The 15,664-nt window shown below is 65.2% G+C and carries 12 protein-coding genes and 1 riboswitch; of the genes, 4 read left to right on the top strand and 8 right to left on the bottom strand.

Going from position 1 to position 15,664, the window contains the following annotated elements:
• Positions 1–7 precede the first annotated feature (7 nt).
• On the bottom strand, positions 8–1,465 hold the full coding sequence (locus BCAL_RS10355; protein WP_043166361.1) for a DUF2252 domain-containing protein: 1,458 nt from the start codon (positions 1,463–1,465) through the stop codon (positions 8–10).
• Between the two features lie 72 nt (positions 1,466–1,537).
• Between BCAL_RS10355 and glnA the strand changes: the two genes are divergently transcribed.
• Both glnA and BCAL_RS10345 read left to right on the top strand, forming a co-directional pair.
• The gene (glnA, locus tag BCAL_RS10350; protein WP_043166362.1) at positions 1,538–2,875 is read left to right on the top strand and encodes a type I glutamate--ammonia ligase; all 1,338 of its coding nucleotides are present in this window, start codon (positions 1,538–1,540) and stop codon (positions 2,873–2,875) included.
• An 11-nt stretch (positions 2,876–2,886) separates the two neighbouring features.
• A complete protein-coding gene (locus tag BCAL_RS10345) occupies positions 2,887–4,173 on the top strand; it encodes an MFS transporter (RefSeq protein WP_081887442.1) in 1,287 nt (428 codons plus the stop codon).
• Positions 4,174–4,182: 9 nt separating this feature from the next.
• On the opposite strand, the gene BCAL_RS14105 is transcribed toward BCAL_RS10345, so the two are convergent.
• The 4 genes from BCAL_RS14105 to BCAL_RS10325 form a co-directional block, all read right to left on the bottom strand.
• Entirely contained in the window at positions 4,183–5,589 is a 1,407-nt protein-coding gene (locus BCAL_RS14105) for a CbiQ family ECF transporter T component (protein WP_162178551.1), read from the bottom strand.
• Positions 5,590–5,629: 40 nt separating this feature from the next.
• Positions 5,630–6,628: an ATP-binding cassette domain-containing protein gene (locus tag BCAL_RS14100; protein ID WP_043260112.1), complete on the bottom strand. Its 999-nt coding sequence runs from the start codon at positions 6,626–6,628 to the stop codon at positions 5,630–5,632.
• A 25-nt stretch (positions 6,629–6,653) separates the two neighbouring features.
• On the bottom strand, positions 6,654–7,253 hold the full coding sequence (locus BCAL_RS10330; RefSeq protein WP_043166363.1) for an ECF transporter S component: 600 nt from the start codon (positions 7,251–7,253) through the stop codon (positions 6,654–6,656).
• A gap of 7 nt (positions 7,254–7,260) precedes the next feature.
• A riboswitch (FMN riboswitch) is annotated at positions 7,261–7,416 on the bottom strand.
• 117 nt (positions 7,417–7,533) lie between these two features.
• Positions 7,534–8,316, bottom strand: a complete 783-nt coding sequence (locus tag BCAL_RS10325) for a nitroreductase family protein (protein ID WP_043166419.1) — start codon at positions 8,314–8,316, stop codon at positions 7,534–7,536.
• 89 nt (positions 8,317–8,405) lie between these two features.
• Between BCAL_RS10325 and ppgK the strand changes: the two genes are divergently transcribed.
• Both ppgK and BCAL_RS10315 read left to right on the top strand, forming a co-directional pair.
• Complete coding sequence (gene ppgK / locus BCAL_RS10320; protein WP_043166364.1) at positions 8,406–9,176, top strand: polyphosphate--glucose phosphotransferase; 771 nt, start codon at positions 8,406–8,408, stop codon at positions 9,174–9,176.
• 181 nt (positions 9,177–9,357) lie between these two features.
• Positions 9,358–10,545, top strand: coding sequence for a pyridoxal phosphate-dependent aminotransferase (locus BCAL_RS10315; RefSeq protein ID WP_043166365.1), 1,188 nt, complete (start codon positions 9,358–9,360; stop codon positions 10,543–10,545).
• Positions 10,546–10,591: 46 nt separating this feature from the next.
• Here BCAL_RS10315 and BCAL_RS10310 read toward each other — a convergent pair whose 3' ends face one another.
• The 3 genes from BCAL_RS10310 to BCAL_RS10300 form a co-directional block, all read right to left on the bottom strand.
• Positions 10,592–11,383, bottom strand: a complete 792-nt coding sequence (locus tag BCAL_RS10310; RefSeq protein ID WP_043166366.1) for an ATP-binding cassette domain-containing protein — start codon at positions 11,381–11,383, stop codon at positions 10,592–10,594.
• Positions 11,384–11,447: 64 nt separating this feature from the next.
• On the bottom strand, positions 11,448–13,124 hold the full coding sequence (locus tag BCAL_RS10305) for an aryl-sulfate sulfotransferase (protein WP_043166367.1): 1,677 nt from the start codon (positions 13,122–13,124) through the stop codon (positions 11,448–11,450).
• A 209-nt stretch (positions 13,125–13,333) separates the two neighbouring features.
• Entirely contained in the window at positions 13,334–15,526 is a 2,193-nt protein-coding gene (locus tag BCAL_RS10300; RefSeq protein WP_238549688.1) for a hypothetical protein, read from the bottom strand.
• Positions 15,527–15,664: the final 138 nt, after the last annotated feature.

The raw sequence follows: 15,664 nt of genomic DNA, 5'->3' as shown, positions 1-15,664 counted from the left end.
GCGGCGATCAGGCGCAGGGCAGCTCGCCCTTCTTGATCATGCGCTTGAACACGGCGTAGTCCTCGTCGTTCTGTTCGGCGTAGCTCACCGCGAACGAGGCGATCGCCCGGTCGAAGTCGTCCGAGCCGCCCAGATAGTTCGCGATCGCGATCGAATCGCCCGTCCTCGCGTGCGCGTGCGCCAGACACCACGCGCACATGCGGGACAGGTCGGACAGGGCGGTCGCGTTGAGGTTGTCGATGTCGATCGACCCCTTGCCGTTCCACAGCTGGCGCACGTAGTAGTCGCGCTTCCTGCCGTCCTCGGCGAGGAAACTGGTCCAGCCGAGCAGCACGTCTGCGGTCGACTGGATCAGCTTCTGGCCCTGCACCACGCGCTCGCCGTGCGTCGTGTACGGGGAGGCGCCGCAGTAGTGCTCGAGCACCGAATACGTGGCCTCCTTCATCTGGATCATCATCGGATCGTCGATGTCGCGAGCGATCCACACGCTCGCCCACGCGCGCTGGCCGACCGATCCGACGCCCACCACCTTGCGTGCGCTGTCCTGATAGCGGAAGTGGTCGAACACCCAGCGGCGATCCTCGTACAGGGAGTGACGGTAGTTGTCGAACAGGGTGTCGAGACGCGCCTGCAGCGCCTCCGGATCGGCATAGCTCGTCAGCTCGTTGATCGGCACCAGTTCCGGCGGATTGGACTTGAAGCGCAGTTTGCCGTCCTTGAGCCTGCACAGTTTCGCGGCGGCCGCGTCATTGTCCTTGAGCAGCGCCTTCATCGCGGCCTCGCGCAGCGTGCGGTTGCGCTTGCCGCCCTCGTTCGTCTCGAAGCGGTCGAGCGTCTCCTCGACGTCGAGATGCTCGTACCATGCGTCGAGGTAATCCATTTCGGAGAACTGCTTGATGCATTCTCGGTACGTCTGCACGCACTTGAGGACCGCCGCGCGCACGTCCTTCTCCTTGAGTCTGTTCGCGCGTCCGCAGATCTCCACCGACACCGCGAGACGCTTCAGATCCCACTCCCACGGGCCGATCGCGGTCTCGTCGAAGTCGTTGATGTCGAACACGAGTCGCGCCGAGGGGGAGCGGAAGATGCCGAAGTTGCCGATGTGCGCGTCGCCGACGCACTGCACCGGGATGCCGCTGACCGGCGTGGTGGCGAGGTCGTTGGTCATGATGAGCACGGTGCCGCGGTAGAAGGTGAAGGGGCTCACGCTCATGCGCTTGTATCTAAGCGGGATCAGATCGGGCACTCGGATCGCCGACTGCTCCTCCAGCAGCGCGATCGCCTCGCTGCGGTCCGGCCTCACCTGCCAGATGGCGTGCGATTCGAGGGGCGCCTTCGTGCGGGCGGCGATGCCGGCGCGGGATCGCTCGCGCGGATCGTCGGCCTGCCTCCACGACGTGACGTCGACGGGAGGATTGGCGGACGGGGTCAGATGGTCCTGTGCAACTTCGCTAACTTCACTCATAGACCTCTACTCTAGCGCCTTCCGGGCAGGACGAAACAAAGCGATAACACGCGGGTGTGAGGATATGTGCCTATGGATAAGCAGCAAGAGTTCGCCCTGCGCACGGTCGAGGAACGTGACGTGCGCTTCATTCGACTATGGTTCACGGACGTGCTCGGCACCCTGAAGTCCGTGGCCATCGCACCGGCGGAGCTGGAGGCGGCGTTCGAGGAGGGGCTTGGATTCGACGGTTCGGCCATCGAGGGCATGACCCGAGTCTCCGAGGACGACATGATCGTCAAGCCGGACCCGTCCACCTTCCAGATCCTGCCGTGGCGCGGCGGTCCTCAGGGCACCGCCCGCATGTTCTGCGACGTGCTCACCCCGGAGGGAGAGCCCAGCCTCGGCGATCCCCGTCACGTGCTGAAGCGCTCGCTGGCCAAGGCCAAGGAGAAGGGCTTCACGTTCTACGTGCACCCCGAGATGGAGTTCTATCTCTTCGAGCAGCAGACCGACTGGTCCAAGGCCCCGACCCCGATCGACGAGGGCGGCTACTTCGACCACGTGCCGCGCAGCCCCGGCATGGACTTCCGCCGCGCCACCGTGAACATGCTCGAACAGATGGGCATCTCGGTGGAGTACTCGCACCACGAGGCCGGTCCCGGTCAGAACGAGATCGACCTGAGGTACGCGGACGCGCTGACCACGGCCGACAACATCATGACCTTCCGTACCGTCGTCAAGGAGATCTCGCTGGAGCGTGGCATCCACGCCAGCTTCATGCCCAAGCCTCTTGCCGACGCACCCGGTTCCGGCATGCACACCCACCTGAGCCTGTTCGAGGGCGATGCCAACGCCTTCTACGAGGCCGGTCAGGAGTTCAACATGTCGATCACGGCCCGTCAGTTCGCCGCCGGCATCCTCTACCATGCGGCGGAGATCTGCGCGGTCACCGACCAGTACGTCAACTCGTACAAGCGCCTGTGGGGCGGCAACGAGGCTCCGAGCTACATCTGCTGGGGCCACAACAACCGTTCCGCGCTGCTGCGCATTCCGCAGTACAAGCCCGGCAAGGGCAATTCGGCGCGTATGGAGTTCCGTGCGCTCGACCCGGTCGCCAACCCGTACCTCGCGTACTCCGTGCTGCTGGCCGCCGGCCTCGACGGCATCGAGAAGAAGATGCAGCTCGGCGAGCCGACCAGCGACGACGTGTGGGAGCTGACCGACGAGGAGCGTCAGGCGATGGGCATCGAGCCGCTGCCGCGTTCGCTCGGCGCCGCCCTGAAGATCATGGAGAAGTCAGACTTCGTGGCTGAAGTCCTCGGCGAGCACGCCTTCGAGTACTTCCTGCGCAACAAGCGCCGGGAGTGGGAGGAATACAACCGTCAGGTCACGGCATACGAGCTGAAGACGTATTTGCCGAAGCTCTGAAGCCCGTGAAGATGACGAATGGTTCCGTGCCTGCGCCGCAGCATGATCAGCATGATCCGGCACCGATTTCGACCGCAGCGACCGCAGCGAATAAGGCGACCAAGCCCGATCGCTTCTTCAACCTGCCGGTGACGATCCTCATCCTCGCGAGCTTCATGCTCGGCATGAGCGAGTTCGTCGTCGTCGGCATCCTGCCGGACATCGCGCAGGGGCTCAAGGTCTCCGAGGTCACTGTCGGCAACCTCGTCGCCCTGTTCGCGTTCGTGTATGCGCCGGTCACGCCGCTCGGATCCGCGATCTCCGCGCGATTCCCGCGTTTCGCGACCTACCTGACCCTGATGGGCGTATTCCTCGCCGGCAATCTCCTGTGCGCGCTCGCGCCGAACTATCCGGTGCTGCTCATCGCCCGCATCATGATCGCGCTCGTCTCCGGAACGCTCGTCGCGATCGCGATGACCTACGCGCCCGACGTGACCACCGAACAATACCGCACCAAGTTCATCGCGTGGGTGTTCTCCGGCTTCTCCATCGCCTCGGTGGTGGGCGTGCCGTTCGGAACGTGGGTGGCGAACACGTTCGGATGGCGCATCACGTTCTTCATCATCACGGGCCTGACCGCCGTGCTCATGGGTCTCATGGCCACGTTCCTGCCGCGCAACTCGCATCCGGTGACCATCGGATTCCTGCGCCAGTTCCGCCTCTTCTTCGACAAGCGCATCTGGGGTGGCGTGCTCACCGTCGTGTTCGGCGCCGGATCAAGCTACGTGTTCTACACGTATCTGACCCCGATCATGCGCGACGAGATCGGCGTGCCCGAACAGTATGTGAGCGTGGGGCTCGTGCTCTACGGCGTCGCATGCCTGTGGAGCAACCTGTATGGCGGCAGGATCGCCGAACGCGGGCGCGGCGTCGAACCATTGGCACGCACCCGCCCGATCTTCTGCCTGCACGCGATCCTGTTGTGCTCGCTCGCACTCGCCTCGATCGTGCCACTCTACGGTGCGGTCCTGCTCGTCGCGCTCGGCATGATGATGTACCTGTTCAACTCCGCATCGCAGGTGCTGTACATGGACGTGGCCGCCGAAGCGCACCCGGGCTCGATGAACCTCGCCGCCTCGCTCAACTCGATGAGCTTCAACATCGGCATCGCCCTCGGCTCGGCGGTCGGCGGACTGGTCAACGACCATCTGGGCCTGACCTGGCTCGGCCCGGTCGGCGCGATCTTCTCGGTCGGCGCGATCGTCATCACGACGCTGCTGCGCCGCGCGATGCCGGCCAAGACGGCCAAGACGGCGTAGTCGGTCGAATCAGATGGACGGCAGCAGCAGTCCCAGCGTGACCAGCACGGCGATGTAGACCGCCGCGAACGCAAGGAACGTGATGTCGCGGGCCGCGACGCGCATCACACGCCAGTGGGTGCGTCGCGTGCCCTCCTCGTAGCAGCGCGCGTCAAGCGCGAGGGAGAGATTGTCCGCGTGACGCAGCGTGCCGGCGAAGATCGGCACGATTGTGGCGACCATCGCGCGGATGCGTTCGGCGGGGGAGCCGGTTTCGATCGAACCGCCGCGCGCCGCCTGCGCGTCCGCGATCGCCTTCGCCTCGTTGCCGAGCGTCGGCAGGAATCGCAACGCCAATGACATGACCAGCGCGATCTCCTGCGTGTGCATGCCGAGGCGACGCAGCGGGGAGAGCAGTGCCCCGAACGCGTCGGTCATCGAGGTGGGCGTGGTCGTTTCGAGGAATACGGCGCCCAGAATGATCACCAGCGCGAAACGGCACGCGTACAGCACGGCCACGGCCACGCCGTCGTCGGTGATCGGGATCGGTCCGAGCTGCGCCAGTACGGTTCCCGATCTGACGAAGAAGATGTTGAGCAGACCCGCGACCACGAACAGCGCGAGGAACATGTGCACCGAACGCAGGAGCCGTGCGGGCCGTATACGCGCCGCCGCGACGACGCTCGCCACGGCGAGCGCGCCAAGCAGCAGCTGCGCCGGCGTGTTGATCGCGAACGCCGTGAACATCATCGCCAGGAACGACACCATCTTCACCCGCGGATCAAGCCGCGCGATCAGGGGGAGCGACCGCCGGCCATCGTTCTGATCGGAGGCTGCGAGGACCGGGGGATTGCCGTTGTCGCCGTGCGACGGCATGACGACGATCCGATCGGCGATTTCGTGTGCCTCCGCTTCGGAGTGCGTGATGATGAGCGTGGTCACGCCCTGATCATGCAGGGTATGCACCAGCTCATGGATGCGCGCGGTCGCCGCCGTATCGAGACTCGCGGTCGGCTCGTCCATGACGAGCACGCGAGGCCTGCAGGCGATCACGCCGGCGATCGCCACCAGTCGCTGCTGTCCGCCGGAGAGCTCCAACGGCGATCGATCGGCCAGATGTTCGATATGCAGCAGCTTGAGCGCCCAGTCGACCCGCTCGCGCACCTCGTTCTCATTGAGATGCTGGTTGCGCGGTCCATACGCCACATCCTCGGCCACGGTTTCGGCGAACAGCTGCCGTTCCGGCCGCTGCATCACGAACCCCACAACCTCGCGCAGCCGACGGCGATCCGCGCGTCGGAGCATTCGCGGCTTGCGGTCTTTGCCACGCGTGCGGGCCACCGCGATACCCTCAACGGTGATGGATCCCGAATCAGGCCGATCCAGCGCACAGATCAGTCGAGCCAGCGTCGACTTGCCGGCCCCGTTGCTCCCCATGATCGCCACGGTCTCGCCCCGCGCAACGGTAAGCGAATAGTCACGCAACACCGCCGGCGAATCCGGAGCATAGGCAAACGAAATCCCCGAAACCGAAACCGCAACATCGCCGGACTGCGCGGAGGCAACGCAGGAACGCACCGATTCGAGCGATTCGAGCGAACGGGGGGGCGGTGTGCGTGTCTCGACCGTAGGCTTGGCCGAGCGGCCTTGAGCGTGTCGAGGCACGCACACCGCCCCCCGATGAGCGGTCACCGGAAAAACCGGAAACGGACTCGTCATAGCATTCAGATGAGCGGTCACCGGAAGAGCCGGAATCAAAGACGATTCGCCCCGCGGCAACCCGCACGACACGATTCGCCCGCAAAACCTCGTCACGATGATGCGTCACATGCACGATCGTCGTGCCGGAGGCATGCAGCGAGTCGAGGATCCGCAGGACCTCCGCGCGCGCCGCCGGATCCAGCATCGCCGTCGGTTCGTCGAGCACGAGCATGCGCGGTCGCATCGCGAGCATGTCGGCGATGGCGATGCGCTGCTGCTGGCCGCCGCTCATCCGCGTCGGGTCGGCGGCAGCGTATGCCCCCATTCCGACGTCACGCAGCGAGACGTCGATCCGTCGTCCGATCTCCTCACGCGGCACGCCGAGGTTCTCCGGGCCGAAGGCGACGTCGTCCTGCGTGACCGTGGTGACGATCTGATCCTCCGGGTTCTGGAACACCGCGCCGATGCCGCGTCGCGCCGCGCGATACGCGTCCGGATTCGGCGCGAACACGATGCCGGCCGGCGTTTGCGTCCGTCCGAACACATGCCGTCCCAGCAGGGTCACCTCACCAGCGTCCGGCGCGGTGAGCCCGGAGACGAGTCGGGCCAGCGTCGACTTGCCCGATCCGTTGGGACCGGTCAGCGCGACGTATTCCCCGTCTCGGATGACGAGATCCACGCCGTCGAGCGCCCATGTGGCGCCGCCGTCGTAGCTGAATCGGATGCCGGACAGGCTCGCCGCGTCTGCGGTGGAGGTGGGGTCATATGAAGTCATACGGTCGGATGGGACGGCCTTCGGATCAGCGGTCCAGCAGGTTCGAGATCGGCTTGTAGATCAGGAACGTGACGACGCCGTGGATCGCGAACTTGAGCAGGTTGAACGGCAGGAGAGCCGGCACGATGAGCGCGGCGACCTGAGCGACGGTCATGTGCGCGTAGATCGGGGTCACGACGAGGTTGCCGAGGATCGCGACGACCAGCGCGACGACGGCGCCGACGATGAGTCCGATCAGCGCGCCCTTGCGGCTGCGGTTCCTGCGGTAGATGAACGCGGCCGGCACGGACAGTGCGAGCGCGACGAGCACGGCCATGAGCGTGCCCCACGGATCCATGAACAGGTGGGGCACGAAGCCGAGCACGGAGACGATCGCGGCGGCGGACGGCCCGAAGGCGAAGCCGGCGATCAGGCACACGATGCCGGACGGATCGTACTTGAGCCATGCGATGCCCGGAATGATCGGGAATTCGACGAAGCTCAACGCCATCGCGAGCGCGACGAACAACGCGTAGACGGCGATGCGGCGCGTGGACCAGCGGCCGGAGTCGGCGACGCCCGTCGCGTGCGAACCGGTGGCGTGGTCGACGTTGGTCTGGATATGGTTATCAGAAGACGCACTCATGCTGAGTTCCTCGTTTCTTCCATCCGGACTGTAACCGTTGGCTCCGGAATCGCACCGGATCGGCCGCCTTAGGGCGGCTCGCGGGCTTTCCGCATGCTCCCGTTATGAATCCCGGGGTGCGGATTACCGCCAGTAAGGAATTGCACCTTCCCTGAAACTGACAGAACCCTGTATACACGTATGAGCGGATATGTGAAAGCCGACATTCCACTGTGCGGGAATGTCGGCTATAGACGCTGCTTATGGCGTGCTGGCGCGCTGGCGCGCGGCGAGGCGTGCGCTACCTGTGCAGGAACAGTCCGCCGTCGCCCCACGCCCACTGGCCCTGGCCGGCGCCGATCTGGAAGTGCAGCTTCGCGATGCCGAGGTCGTTCGCCGCGCAGTGTTCGTCGCCCGCCGTCGGGTCGATGCGCGCCGCGGCCGTGCCGTCGGTGGGATTGTAGGAGAAGACGACCGGCTGGCGGTTCATCGCGCTCGGCGCCTTCATCGCCGCTTCGACGCCGGCCCTGAACCATTCGGGCGCGGCCGCGCGTTCCTCGTCGGACATGCCGGCCGTGAACTGCTCGTACGTCTTGGTCGGCCGGTGCTTGCGCTGGTATTCGACGAGCTCGTCGTAGCCGCGCTGCAGACGTTCGAGATGATGCTCCGGGTATCCGATCACGACGGCCAGATACAGCTCCTGATCGCGGGCGATGCGGCAGTGCCTCGCAGCCTCCTCACGGTCCCACGAACCGCCGACCCACAGGGTGCCCAGTCCTCGCAGCGTCGCCGTCAGCACGACGCGTTCGGCGTAGAAGCCGGCGCGCTCCTTGGCCTCGTCGTCGTCCTTCGGCCCGACGATCGCCAGATAGTTGGCCGCGTTCTTCAGGTGCCCGGATTCGTTCGCCGCCGCGAACACCTTCGGCTGGTCGCGCACGAGCTGGATGTCGAGTCCGGAGATGAGGTTGATCGGGTCGAGCGTCATGCTGAGCTGCCGTGCCACGTCGTCGTCGATCGGGTCGGCGTCATAGGAGCGAATCGCGGTGCGGATGTTCACCGCGTCAATGAGTTGCGTATGTTCCATGCGACCCATTATCCCACCATCGGGCGCACGGGGGAGTAGGATGCACATATCGGCATATCCCAACGTACAAAGAGGAGAAGAGGTCAACGATGATTGAAACCGCACAGGCATTCGGCGTGGATATCGGCGGCTCCGGCATCAAGGCGGCGCCCGTCAATCTGGAGAAGGGCGAGTTCGCCGAGCCCCGACTCAAGATTCTGACTCCGGAGGTCTCCACCCCGCAGGCGGTCGCCGCGATCGTCAGGCAGCAGCTGGATCACTTCGAGGTTCCGGAGAGCGCGCCGGTCGGCATCGCGTTCCCGGCGCCGATCAAGCCCGGCCAGAAGCTCGACTTTATGGCCAATCTCGATCAGTCCTGGGTCGGCGTGGACGTCACCGCCGTGTTCTCCGAGGCGTGCGGTCGCCCGGTCACCGTGGTGAACGACGCCGACGCGGCGGGCCTGGCCGAGCAGCAGTTCGGCGCGGCCAAGGGCAAGGACGGCCTCGTCATCGCCACGACCCTCGGCACCGGCATCGGCACCGCGCTGATCATGGATGGCGTGCTCGTGCCGAACACCGAGCTCGGCCATCTGATCCTCGACGAGGACCACCCGGATGCGGAGCGCTACGCGTCCAGCGCCGTGCGCGAGAACGAGGATCTTGGCTTCAAGAAGTGGGCGAAGCGTCTGACCAAGTACTACGCGCTGCTCGAGAAGTACTTCAACCCGGATCTGTTCGTCATCGGCGGCGGCGTGAGCCGCAAGTCGGAGAAGTTCATCCCGTTCATCGACGTGAAGACTCCGATCGTGCCCGCCGAGCTGCGCAACGAGGCCGGCATCGTCGGCGCCGCCTACTACGCCAGCACCAAGCAGCAGGCCTGATCGTCTGATCGCAGGTATCCTTGGGTGCCCGATGTGAGGGCGTACGAGGATATAGACATATGAGGGGAGAGACTTCCGGAAAACGGGGTCTCTCCCCTTCATTTTGGGAATAGCGACCGGCGGTCAGACCGGCCGACGTCGAACCGGCCACAGGCCGGCCACAGCGGCTACAGTAGGGGGTATGACCGTTCGTTTCTCCTCTCGCGTGGACATCTCCGCGCCCAATCCGATCGCCGCCGCCGAGGCCGATGCCAGGGCGCACGGCGTCGTCCTCGGCAAACTCAACGACTCCAACCCGACCCGGCACGGGCTCGCCCCGGCCGAGGTGCCGGGCGTGTACACCGCCGAACCGCGAGGGCCCCGCCCGGCACGCGAGGCGCTGGCGCGGTATCTGAGCGACGCCGGCGATTCCCCTGCCGGCTCCGTGCCCGTCGACCCGGATTCCCTCTACCTGCTGAGCTCCACGTCAGAGGCGTATTCGTGGCTCATCAAGCTCCTGTGCGACGCGGGTGACGCCGTGCTCGCCCCGAAGCCTGGCTACCCGCTCATCGAATCGATCGCACGCCTCGAGTGCGTGGATACGATCGAATACCAGCTGCGGTTCGACGGCTCATGGTTCATCGACACCGCCGCCATCGAGCAGCTGCTCTACAGCGAGCAGGGCGAACGCATCCGCGCGCTGGTGCTCATCAATCCGAACAACCCGTCCGGCTCCTATGTCAAACCCGAGGAGCGCGCCACGCTGGTGCGTCTGTGCGCCGAGCGCGGGATCGCGATCATCGCTGACGAGGTGTTCTACGACTACGCGCTCGAGCCGTTCGACGGTAACGCGCGGCTCGCGGGGGAGACCGGCGTGCTCACATTCGCGCTCGACGGCTTCTCGAAGATGCTCGCCGCCCCGCACGCGAAGGTCGGCTGGATCCGCGTCTCCGGGCCTCAAAGCGATGTCATCGAGGCGCAGCGCCGACTCGACGTGATCGCCGACGACTACCTGCCGATGAGTGACATCATCGCCGACCGTCTGCCCAAGCTGCTGGCGGCCGCCCCCGCTCAGGTCGCGCGCGTGCGCGAGCGCGTTCGCGGCAACCTCGCGGCCCTGCACGGCATGCTCGAGGGCGACGAGCACGGTCTGGTCGACGTGCTGCGCGCCGAGGGCGGATGGAACATCCTGCTGCGCGTGCCCTCGGTCATCGACGAGAACGAGCTGGTGCTGCGTCTGATCGAATCGCACGGGCTCACCGGCCAGCCGGGCTACTTCTTCGACATGACCTCGAACGGGTATCTGGCGGTTTCGCTCCTGCCTGAGCCGGACGAGTTCCGCCGCAATATCCGGGCCGTGCTGGACACGGTCGCCGCGATGCTCGGCTGACCGCGACGCCCGGCCGGCGGCCGTGGACCGGGCACGCGTGGCCGGATCAGCCTACGGCCTGACCCTCCTCGTACTTCCTGCGGATCAGGTCCATGTAGAAGGCGACCGCGTCCTTCGGGGTGCCGTCGAAGACGACATGCTGCGCGTCGAGCACCAGCGTGCGGTCGATCGCATACTCGGGGCGGACGATCATGTCCGTGTCATGCGTGGCGACGATGACCTGCTTGTCGTAGGTGAACAGCGCCTCGGCCACATGCCGTGTGCCGATCTCGTCCAGTCCCTTCGACGGCTCGTCGGCCACGATCGCGGACGGGTTGAACGCGAGGGCCGCGGCGATCGCGAGCAGATGGCGCTTCTCCGAGTCGAGTTCGGCGGCCTTCGCGCCGCGCATCTGCTGGAGGCCGAAGTGCGCGAACAGGTTGCCGATGCGCGCGGAGCGCTCCGCGTCCGGGATCTTGTGCTTCTTGAGCGATTCGTCGACCGCCTTGACGATGTTCTCGGCGCGGTAGAACACGTTCGGGATCTCCTCGCGGCGCACCTTGCCGACCCATTCGTCGACGGTTTTGAGGTCCTTCTTCGAGGACGTGTCGAGCGTCATGTCGGCTCCGGAGAGCGTCACCTTTCCGGCGGTCGGCTTGAGCGAGCCGTCCAGCAGACCCAGCAGCGTCGACTTGCCGGAGCCGTTGAGGCCGATGATGGCGACGCGCTTCTCGGTGATCGTGAGGTCCAGCGGCGTCAGTCCCACATGCCCGTCGTCGTAGGTGTGTCCGGCGCCTGCGAGCGTGAACGTGACCGCGGTCGGTTTCGCAGTGTCCTTGCGAGAAAAGAAAAAGCCCATGGCACTTCAGTCTAGTGAGTGCCATGGGCCTTGGATGACCGTCCGTCCGAACGGATGGTGTACGTCAGGCGAAGTAGAAGCCCTTGAAGTCGTAGTGGTACACGCGGTAGATGTACGAGGTGCCGAGCTTCATCGTGTACTGGGCCTGGAGGTTGCCGTCGTCGTCGTACACGCCGAAGACGCCCTGCATGCCGGTGTCCACGAGGTTGATCGAGTCGGTGATCTCCTGCGAGGAGCTCACGTACGGCGAGTACGGCACGTCGAAGCTCTGCACTTCGGTGTACGTGCCGGCCTTTTCGTCGACTAGGTACTTGCGGAACTGCGAGTTCGAGTTCTTATCCTTCGAGCTCTGCGCGGTGGAGATGCCCTTGATCGTGGTCCAGTCGTAGTCGGGGCGGGTCATCGCGTAGCCGAAGTTGTTGTCGAACATGTAGATGTAGTACTGGCCGTCGGGCAGCGACGGGTCGGCCTCGTACGTGATCGAGTGCTGGCCGCCGGTGTCGCCGAAGTCGCCCGACTTGGTGAGGAACAGGTCCTTGTACGAGGTGCCGTCCCACACGCTCGGCTCGCCGATCATGTAGTCGACCGTCGGCTCGCCGTTCTCGCCTTCGATGTCGTCGATCTTGATGATCGTCGAGGTCTCGCGCGCGGAGAGCAGCGCGGAGCCGTCGGGCAGCAGCTGGATCGTGTTGAAGTGGATCCAGTCCCAGCGGTTCGTGGCGGTCGGATCGGATTCGTCGATGCCCGAATGATCGGTGGACGACTTGTAGTCGGGGAAGATCTCGCCGAAGTCGACGAGCTGCGTGACCTTGCCGGTGGTGGTGTCGACCTTGATGACCTGATCCTGCACCGCATGGTCGGAGCGGGTCAGATCGGTGGCGAGGGAGACGATGTTGCCGTCCGAGTCGAGCGCGTAGTCGTGGTGGAGGATGAACCGGCTGCCGAGGTTGATGATCTTTTCGAGCTTGCCGAGCCGGTTCATGCCGACGAAGTGCTTCGTCGAGGCGGAGAACCACATGAGTCCGTCGTCGTCGAACAGGAGACGGTGCGAACGGTAGTACATGACCGGCACCTCGCCGCGCAGCACGCCGTTGACGTCGTAGTAGTACATGAAGTCCTGCTCGTTGGAGTCGTTGCCGAGGATCGCGTACAGGCCGTTGCCGAGCGCCTGCGTGGCGGAGTCGGTCGGTTCGACCGGCTGGTCGAGACGGACTTCCTCCTCGCCGAGGAGTTTCGCGCCCTGATGCGTGATCTGCTTGGTGGCCACGGTCTCGCCCGTGGAGTCCCTGAGCGTGAAGGTGATGGTATTGCTTGTGCCCGGAATGAGACCGAGTACGAGGAACTCGTGCTCGGTGGAGTAGTCGTCGCCCTGTTCGGCCGTGGCGGAGAAGTCGGGGTAGCCTTCGGCGTGCACGGTATAGGAGACGTCGGTGGCCTTGTCCGTGGTGAAGTAGACGTAGAGCGACGTCGTGTTCGTGCCGTACGGGTTCTCGGCGACGAACGGCTTGTCGAGCGTCGCCTCGGCCTTATCGCGCGATGAGGTCAGCTGCTCGTCGGCCATCTTCTGGTAATCGGTGGTGTACACGTTCGCGATGCGGGCGTTGAGGCGTTCCACGCGACGTTCCTTGATCGACGCCTGGACGTTGTCCTGTGAGAACAGGCACAGGCCGATGGCGATGGCGAGGGTGACGGCCGCGGCCGCGATGCGTACGGCGAGGTTCCTGGTTGCGATGCGCTTCATGAAGTGGTGTTCGGCTTTCGTTGTTCGATGTGCGAGGGATCCCTGCGGTGAGGGTTCCGAGGATAGCCGCCGACTGGGGATCGGAAGGTTATCGATTTGTGAAGAAACCATTTCATAGTATGCGCGGACCCTTGGAATTCTTGGGGTTTGCCTGTACGTGCAAGACTCGTTCGCTGAATGTTCGCTGGGAGCGCATCCGGTTTTCTCTCTCAGGCGAGGAACCAGGAGGCCACATCGCCGAACAGGCGCGGATTGCCGGAGAGCATCACATCCTGACGGCCCGGAGTGAACCAGCAGGTCAGAGCCACCAGCAGCGACCACATGAGGATCGCGAGTACGATCAGACGCAACGCCGGACGGATGCGGCAGACGCGGGAGGATGCGTCGGCCGCTGCCATGTCGTCATGGTCGACGACGTCCCCCATCACGCGCAGCAGGGCCGGCAGCGCGGACAGCGCGAACAGCCAGCCGAAATCGCACATGTACCGCCAGCCGAGGCCGGCGCTCACCGCATCGAACGCCACCAGGGCGAGGCCCAGCACGAGCATCCCCATCAGCATCGGACGCAATCCGGGCGTACGGCCCGTATCCGGCACGCGCAGCAGCGCCGGCAGCGCGAAGGCGGCCAGCAGCAGCGGGCACAGGACGAACAGGCCGCCCACCATCGGCTCGGCGAACGACCATTCGGGCAGCGGCGTGGGGGAGAGGCGCAGCCACGGGAAGCCGTCGCCGAAGCGCAACGGCAGGAACAGGTAGTAGCCGATCACCGGCAGGATGTCCGCGATCGGCTCCCTGAACCGGGTCATGTCGGTGACGGTCATCTGATAGGCGGTGCCGAAGTCGAACAGGGAGCCGAAACGCGCGCGGTTGTACAGCATGAGCGGCACGATCGGCACCGCGGCGGCCGCGATCACCACGCCCGGGGCGCGCAGTGCCTTGCGCCACGACACCTTGCCGGCGGCGAGATGCGAGACCAGTGCGTGGATCTGCGGCCAGAACAGCGGGAAGCCGAGCAGCGCCGCCAGACAGAACGTGGGGCGGCATCCGAAGTTCGAGGCGATGCACAGCGCCCCCAGTCCCAGGCGCGGCAGGGAGATCTCCGGCGCCGAACCGACCTGCCACCGGTCGGCCGGGTTGAGCGGCGGCTTGGCGGTCTGCGCCCCCACCCACAGCCACAATCCAAGTGCGGTCAGGGTCAGCGAGGCGGCGAACGGCACCGAATAGAAGTTCGTACGGTAGAACAGGTACCCATAGTTGCCGGCCAGCGGTACGAAGACCAGTGCGATCAGCGTGGCCGCCACCGACGTGCGCGGTGCGAGACGGGCGATGACGCGCACGACCAGCAGACAGGTGAACAGCAGCGCCAGGAACATGAGCAGATGCACGGCCGCGGCGCTCGAGAGCATCCTGCCGCTCAACACCCGGTAGGGCATGAACAGCAGCACCGCCGGCAGCACGCCGAAATACGTGTACCAGCGTCCCTCGAAGTACGCGTGATCCCAGTAGATCGGGTCGACGCCCTCGGCGAACAGGCGATTGCGGGTGATGACGTCATGCGGATCGGCCGCTGCGGCAAGCTCCGGCGGCACCATCAGATCGAGCCAGGTGCGGCCGTGCAGGAGCGAGTCGGCCAGCCGGCCGTACTGTTCGAAATCGTAGGTGTAGCCTCCCAGGGCGTGGAAGACCAGCGGCTGCGAGTACATCATCTGCCAGACGACGTTCGTCACCATGGACACGGCGAACGGCGTCAGCAATGCGGCGAATCCCAGACGCTGCCGGAGACTCGACGTGTCCAATGCGATGCGCCACAGCCTCGACCACGGGCCGAGCAGAACGACCATCAGCACCGCGCCCGCCATCAGCGCCACCCGCGTCACGTCGAACGTGAACGGAACACGCACGTTCGCGCGTATCGCCTCGATCGGAATGATCTGATTCCTGCCCTCCTCGATCCACACGCGTAGTGTTCCCGCGCCATGCGTCGGGATGAACAGGGAGCGCTGGGAGACCAATGAGACGGTGCGGGAGGTGGCCGTGCCGCCGTCGAGCGAGGCGCGCAGATGCACGATGCGCAGTGCATCCTGCTTCGGCGTGAGCGCATCGACGCGTGCGAAATCGGACGTGCCGTCCGTCTCGACCTGAAGCCAGGCCCCGCTCGGATCGGTGACGCGCAGCGAACCCGTGTCAGTGCGTTCCAATCCCGGTCCCATCGTGTTCTCGTATGCTGCCGAATCCATGCTCGCGCCGAGCGTGCGCCAGAACGGCATGTTGAACCCGAAGCATTCGATCAGCAGGATGAGCAGCGCCGTGACGACGGTCAGCACGATCGCGCGTCGGTGACGGCGCAGCAGCCGTCGCGGCAGCGGGGAAAGCCCAAAGGAAAGCCGGGGAAGATGAGGCACCCCCTTATTCTATAGGCATTATTCTGTAGGCTTCACGGCCGACCGCCATGTCGGGTTGCGTTGAAACAATGTGAGGCATGTCAGTACGTAAGCCACATCGCAATTTCCCGTTCGCACCGATTCCCGACCCGATCAGGG

This window comes from Bifidobacterium callitrichos DSM 23973 (assembly GCF_000741175.1).
GTDB lineage: Bacteria > Actinomycetota > Actinomycetes > Actinomycetales > Bifidobacteriaceae > Bifidobacterium > Bifidobacterium callitrichos.
Note: the sequence above shows the minus strand (reverse complement) of the source record. Positions and strands in the feature narration are given on the sequence as shown.

Coding starts and splice junctions, on each gene's coding strand:
- BCAL_RS10355 (WP_043166361.1), bottom strand. CDS start 1,465: ATGAGTGAAGTTAGCGAAGTTGCACAGGACCATCTGACCCCGTCCGCC.
- glnA (WP_043166362.1), top strand. CDS start 1,538: ATGGATAAGCAGCAAGAGTTCGCCCTGCGCACGGTCGAGGAACGTGAC.
- BCAL_RS10345 (WP_081887442.1), top strand. CDS start 2,887: ATGACGAATGGTTCCGTGCCTGCGCCGCAGCATGATCAGCATGATCCG.
- BCAL_RS14105 (WP_162178551.1), bottom strand. CDS start 5,589: ATGGGGAGCAACGGGGCCGGCAAGTCGACGCTGGCTCGACTGATCTGT.
- BCAL_RS14100 (WP_043260112.1), bottom strand. CDS start 6,628: ATGACTTCATATGACCCCACCTCCACCGCAGACGCGGCGAGCCTGTCC.
- BCAL_RS10330 (WP_043166363.1), bottom strand. CDS start 7,253: ATGAGTGCGTCTTCTGATAACCATATCCAGACCAACGTCGACCACGCC.
- BCAL_RS10325 (WP_043166419.1), bottom strand. CDS start 8,316: ATGGAACATACGCAACTCATTGACGCGGTGAACATCCGCACCGCGATT.
- ppgK (WP_043166364.1), top strand. CDS start 8,406: ATGATTGAAACCGCACAGGCATTCGGCGTGGATATCGGCGGCTCCGGC.
- BCAL_RS10315 (WP_043166365.1), top strand. CDS start 9,358: ATGACCGTTCGTTTCTCCTCTCGCGTGGACATCTCCGCGCCCAATCCG.
- BCAL_RS10310 (WP_043166366.1), bottom strand. CDS start 11,383: ATGGGCTTTTTCTTTTCTCGCAAGGACACTGCGAAACCGACCGCGGTC.
- BCAL_RS10305 (WP_043166367.1), bottom strand. CDS start 13,124: ATGAAGCGCATCGCAACCAGGAACCTCGCCGTACGCATCGCGGCCGCG.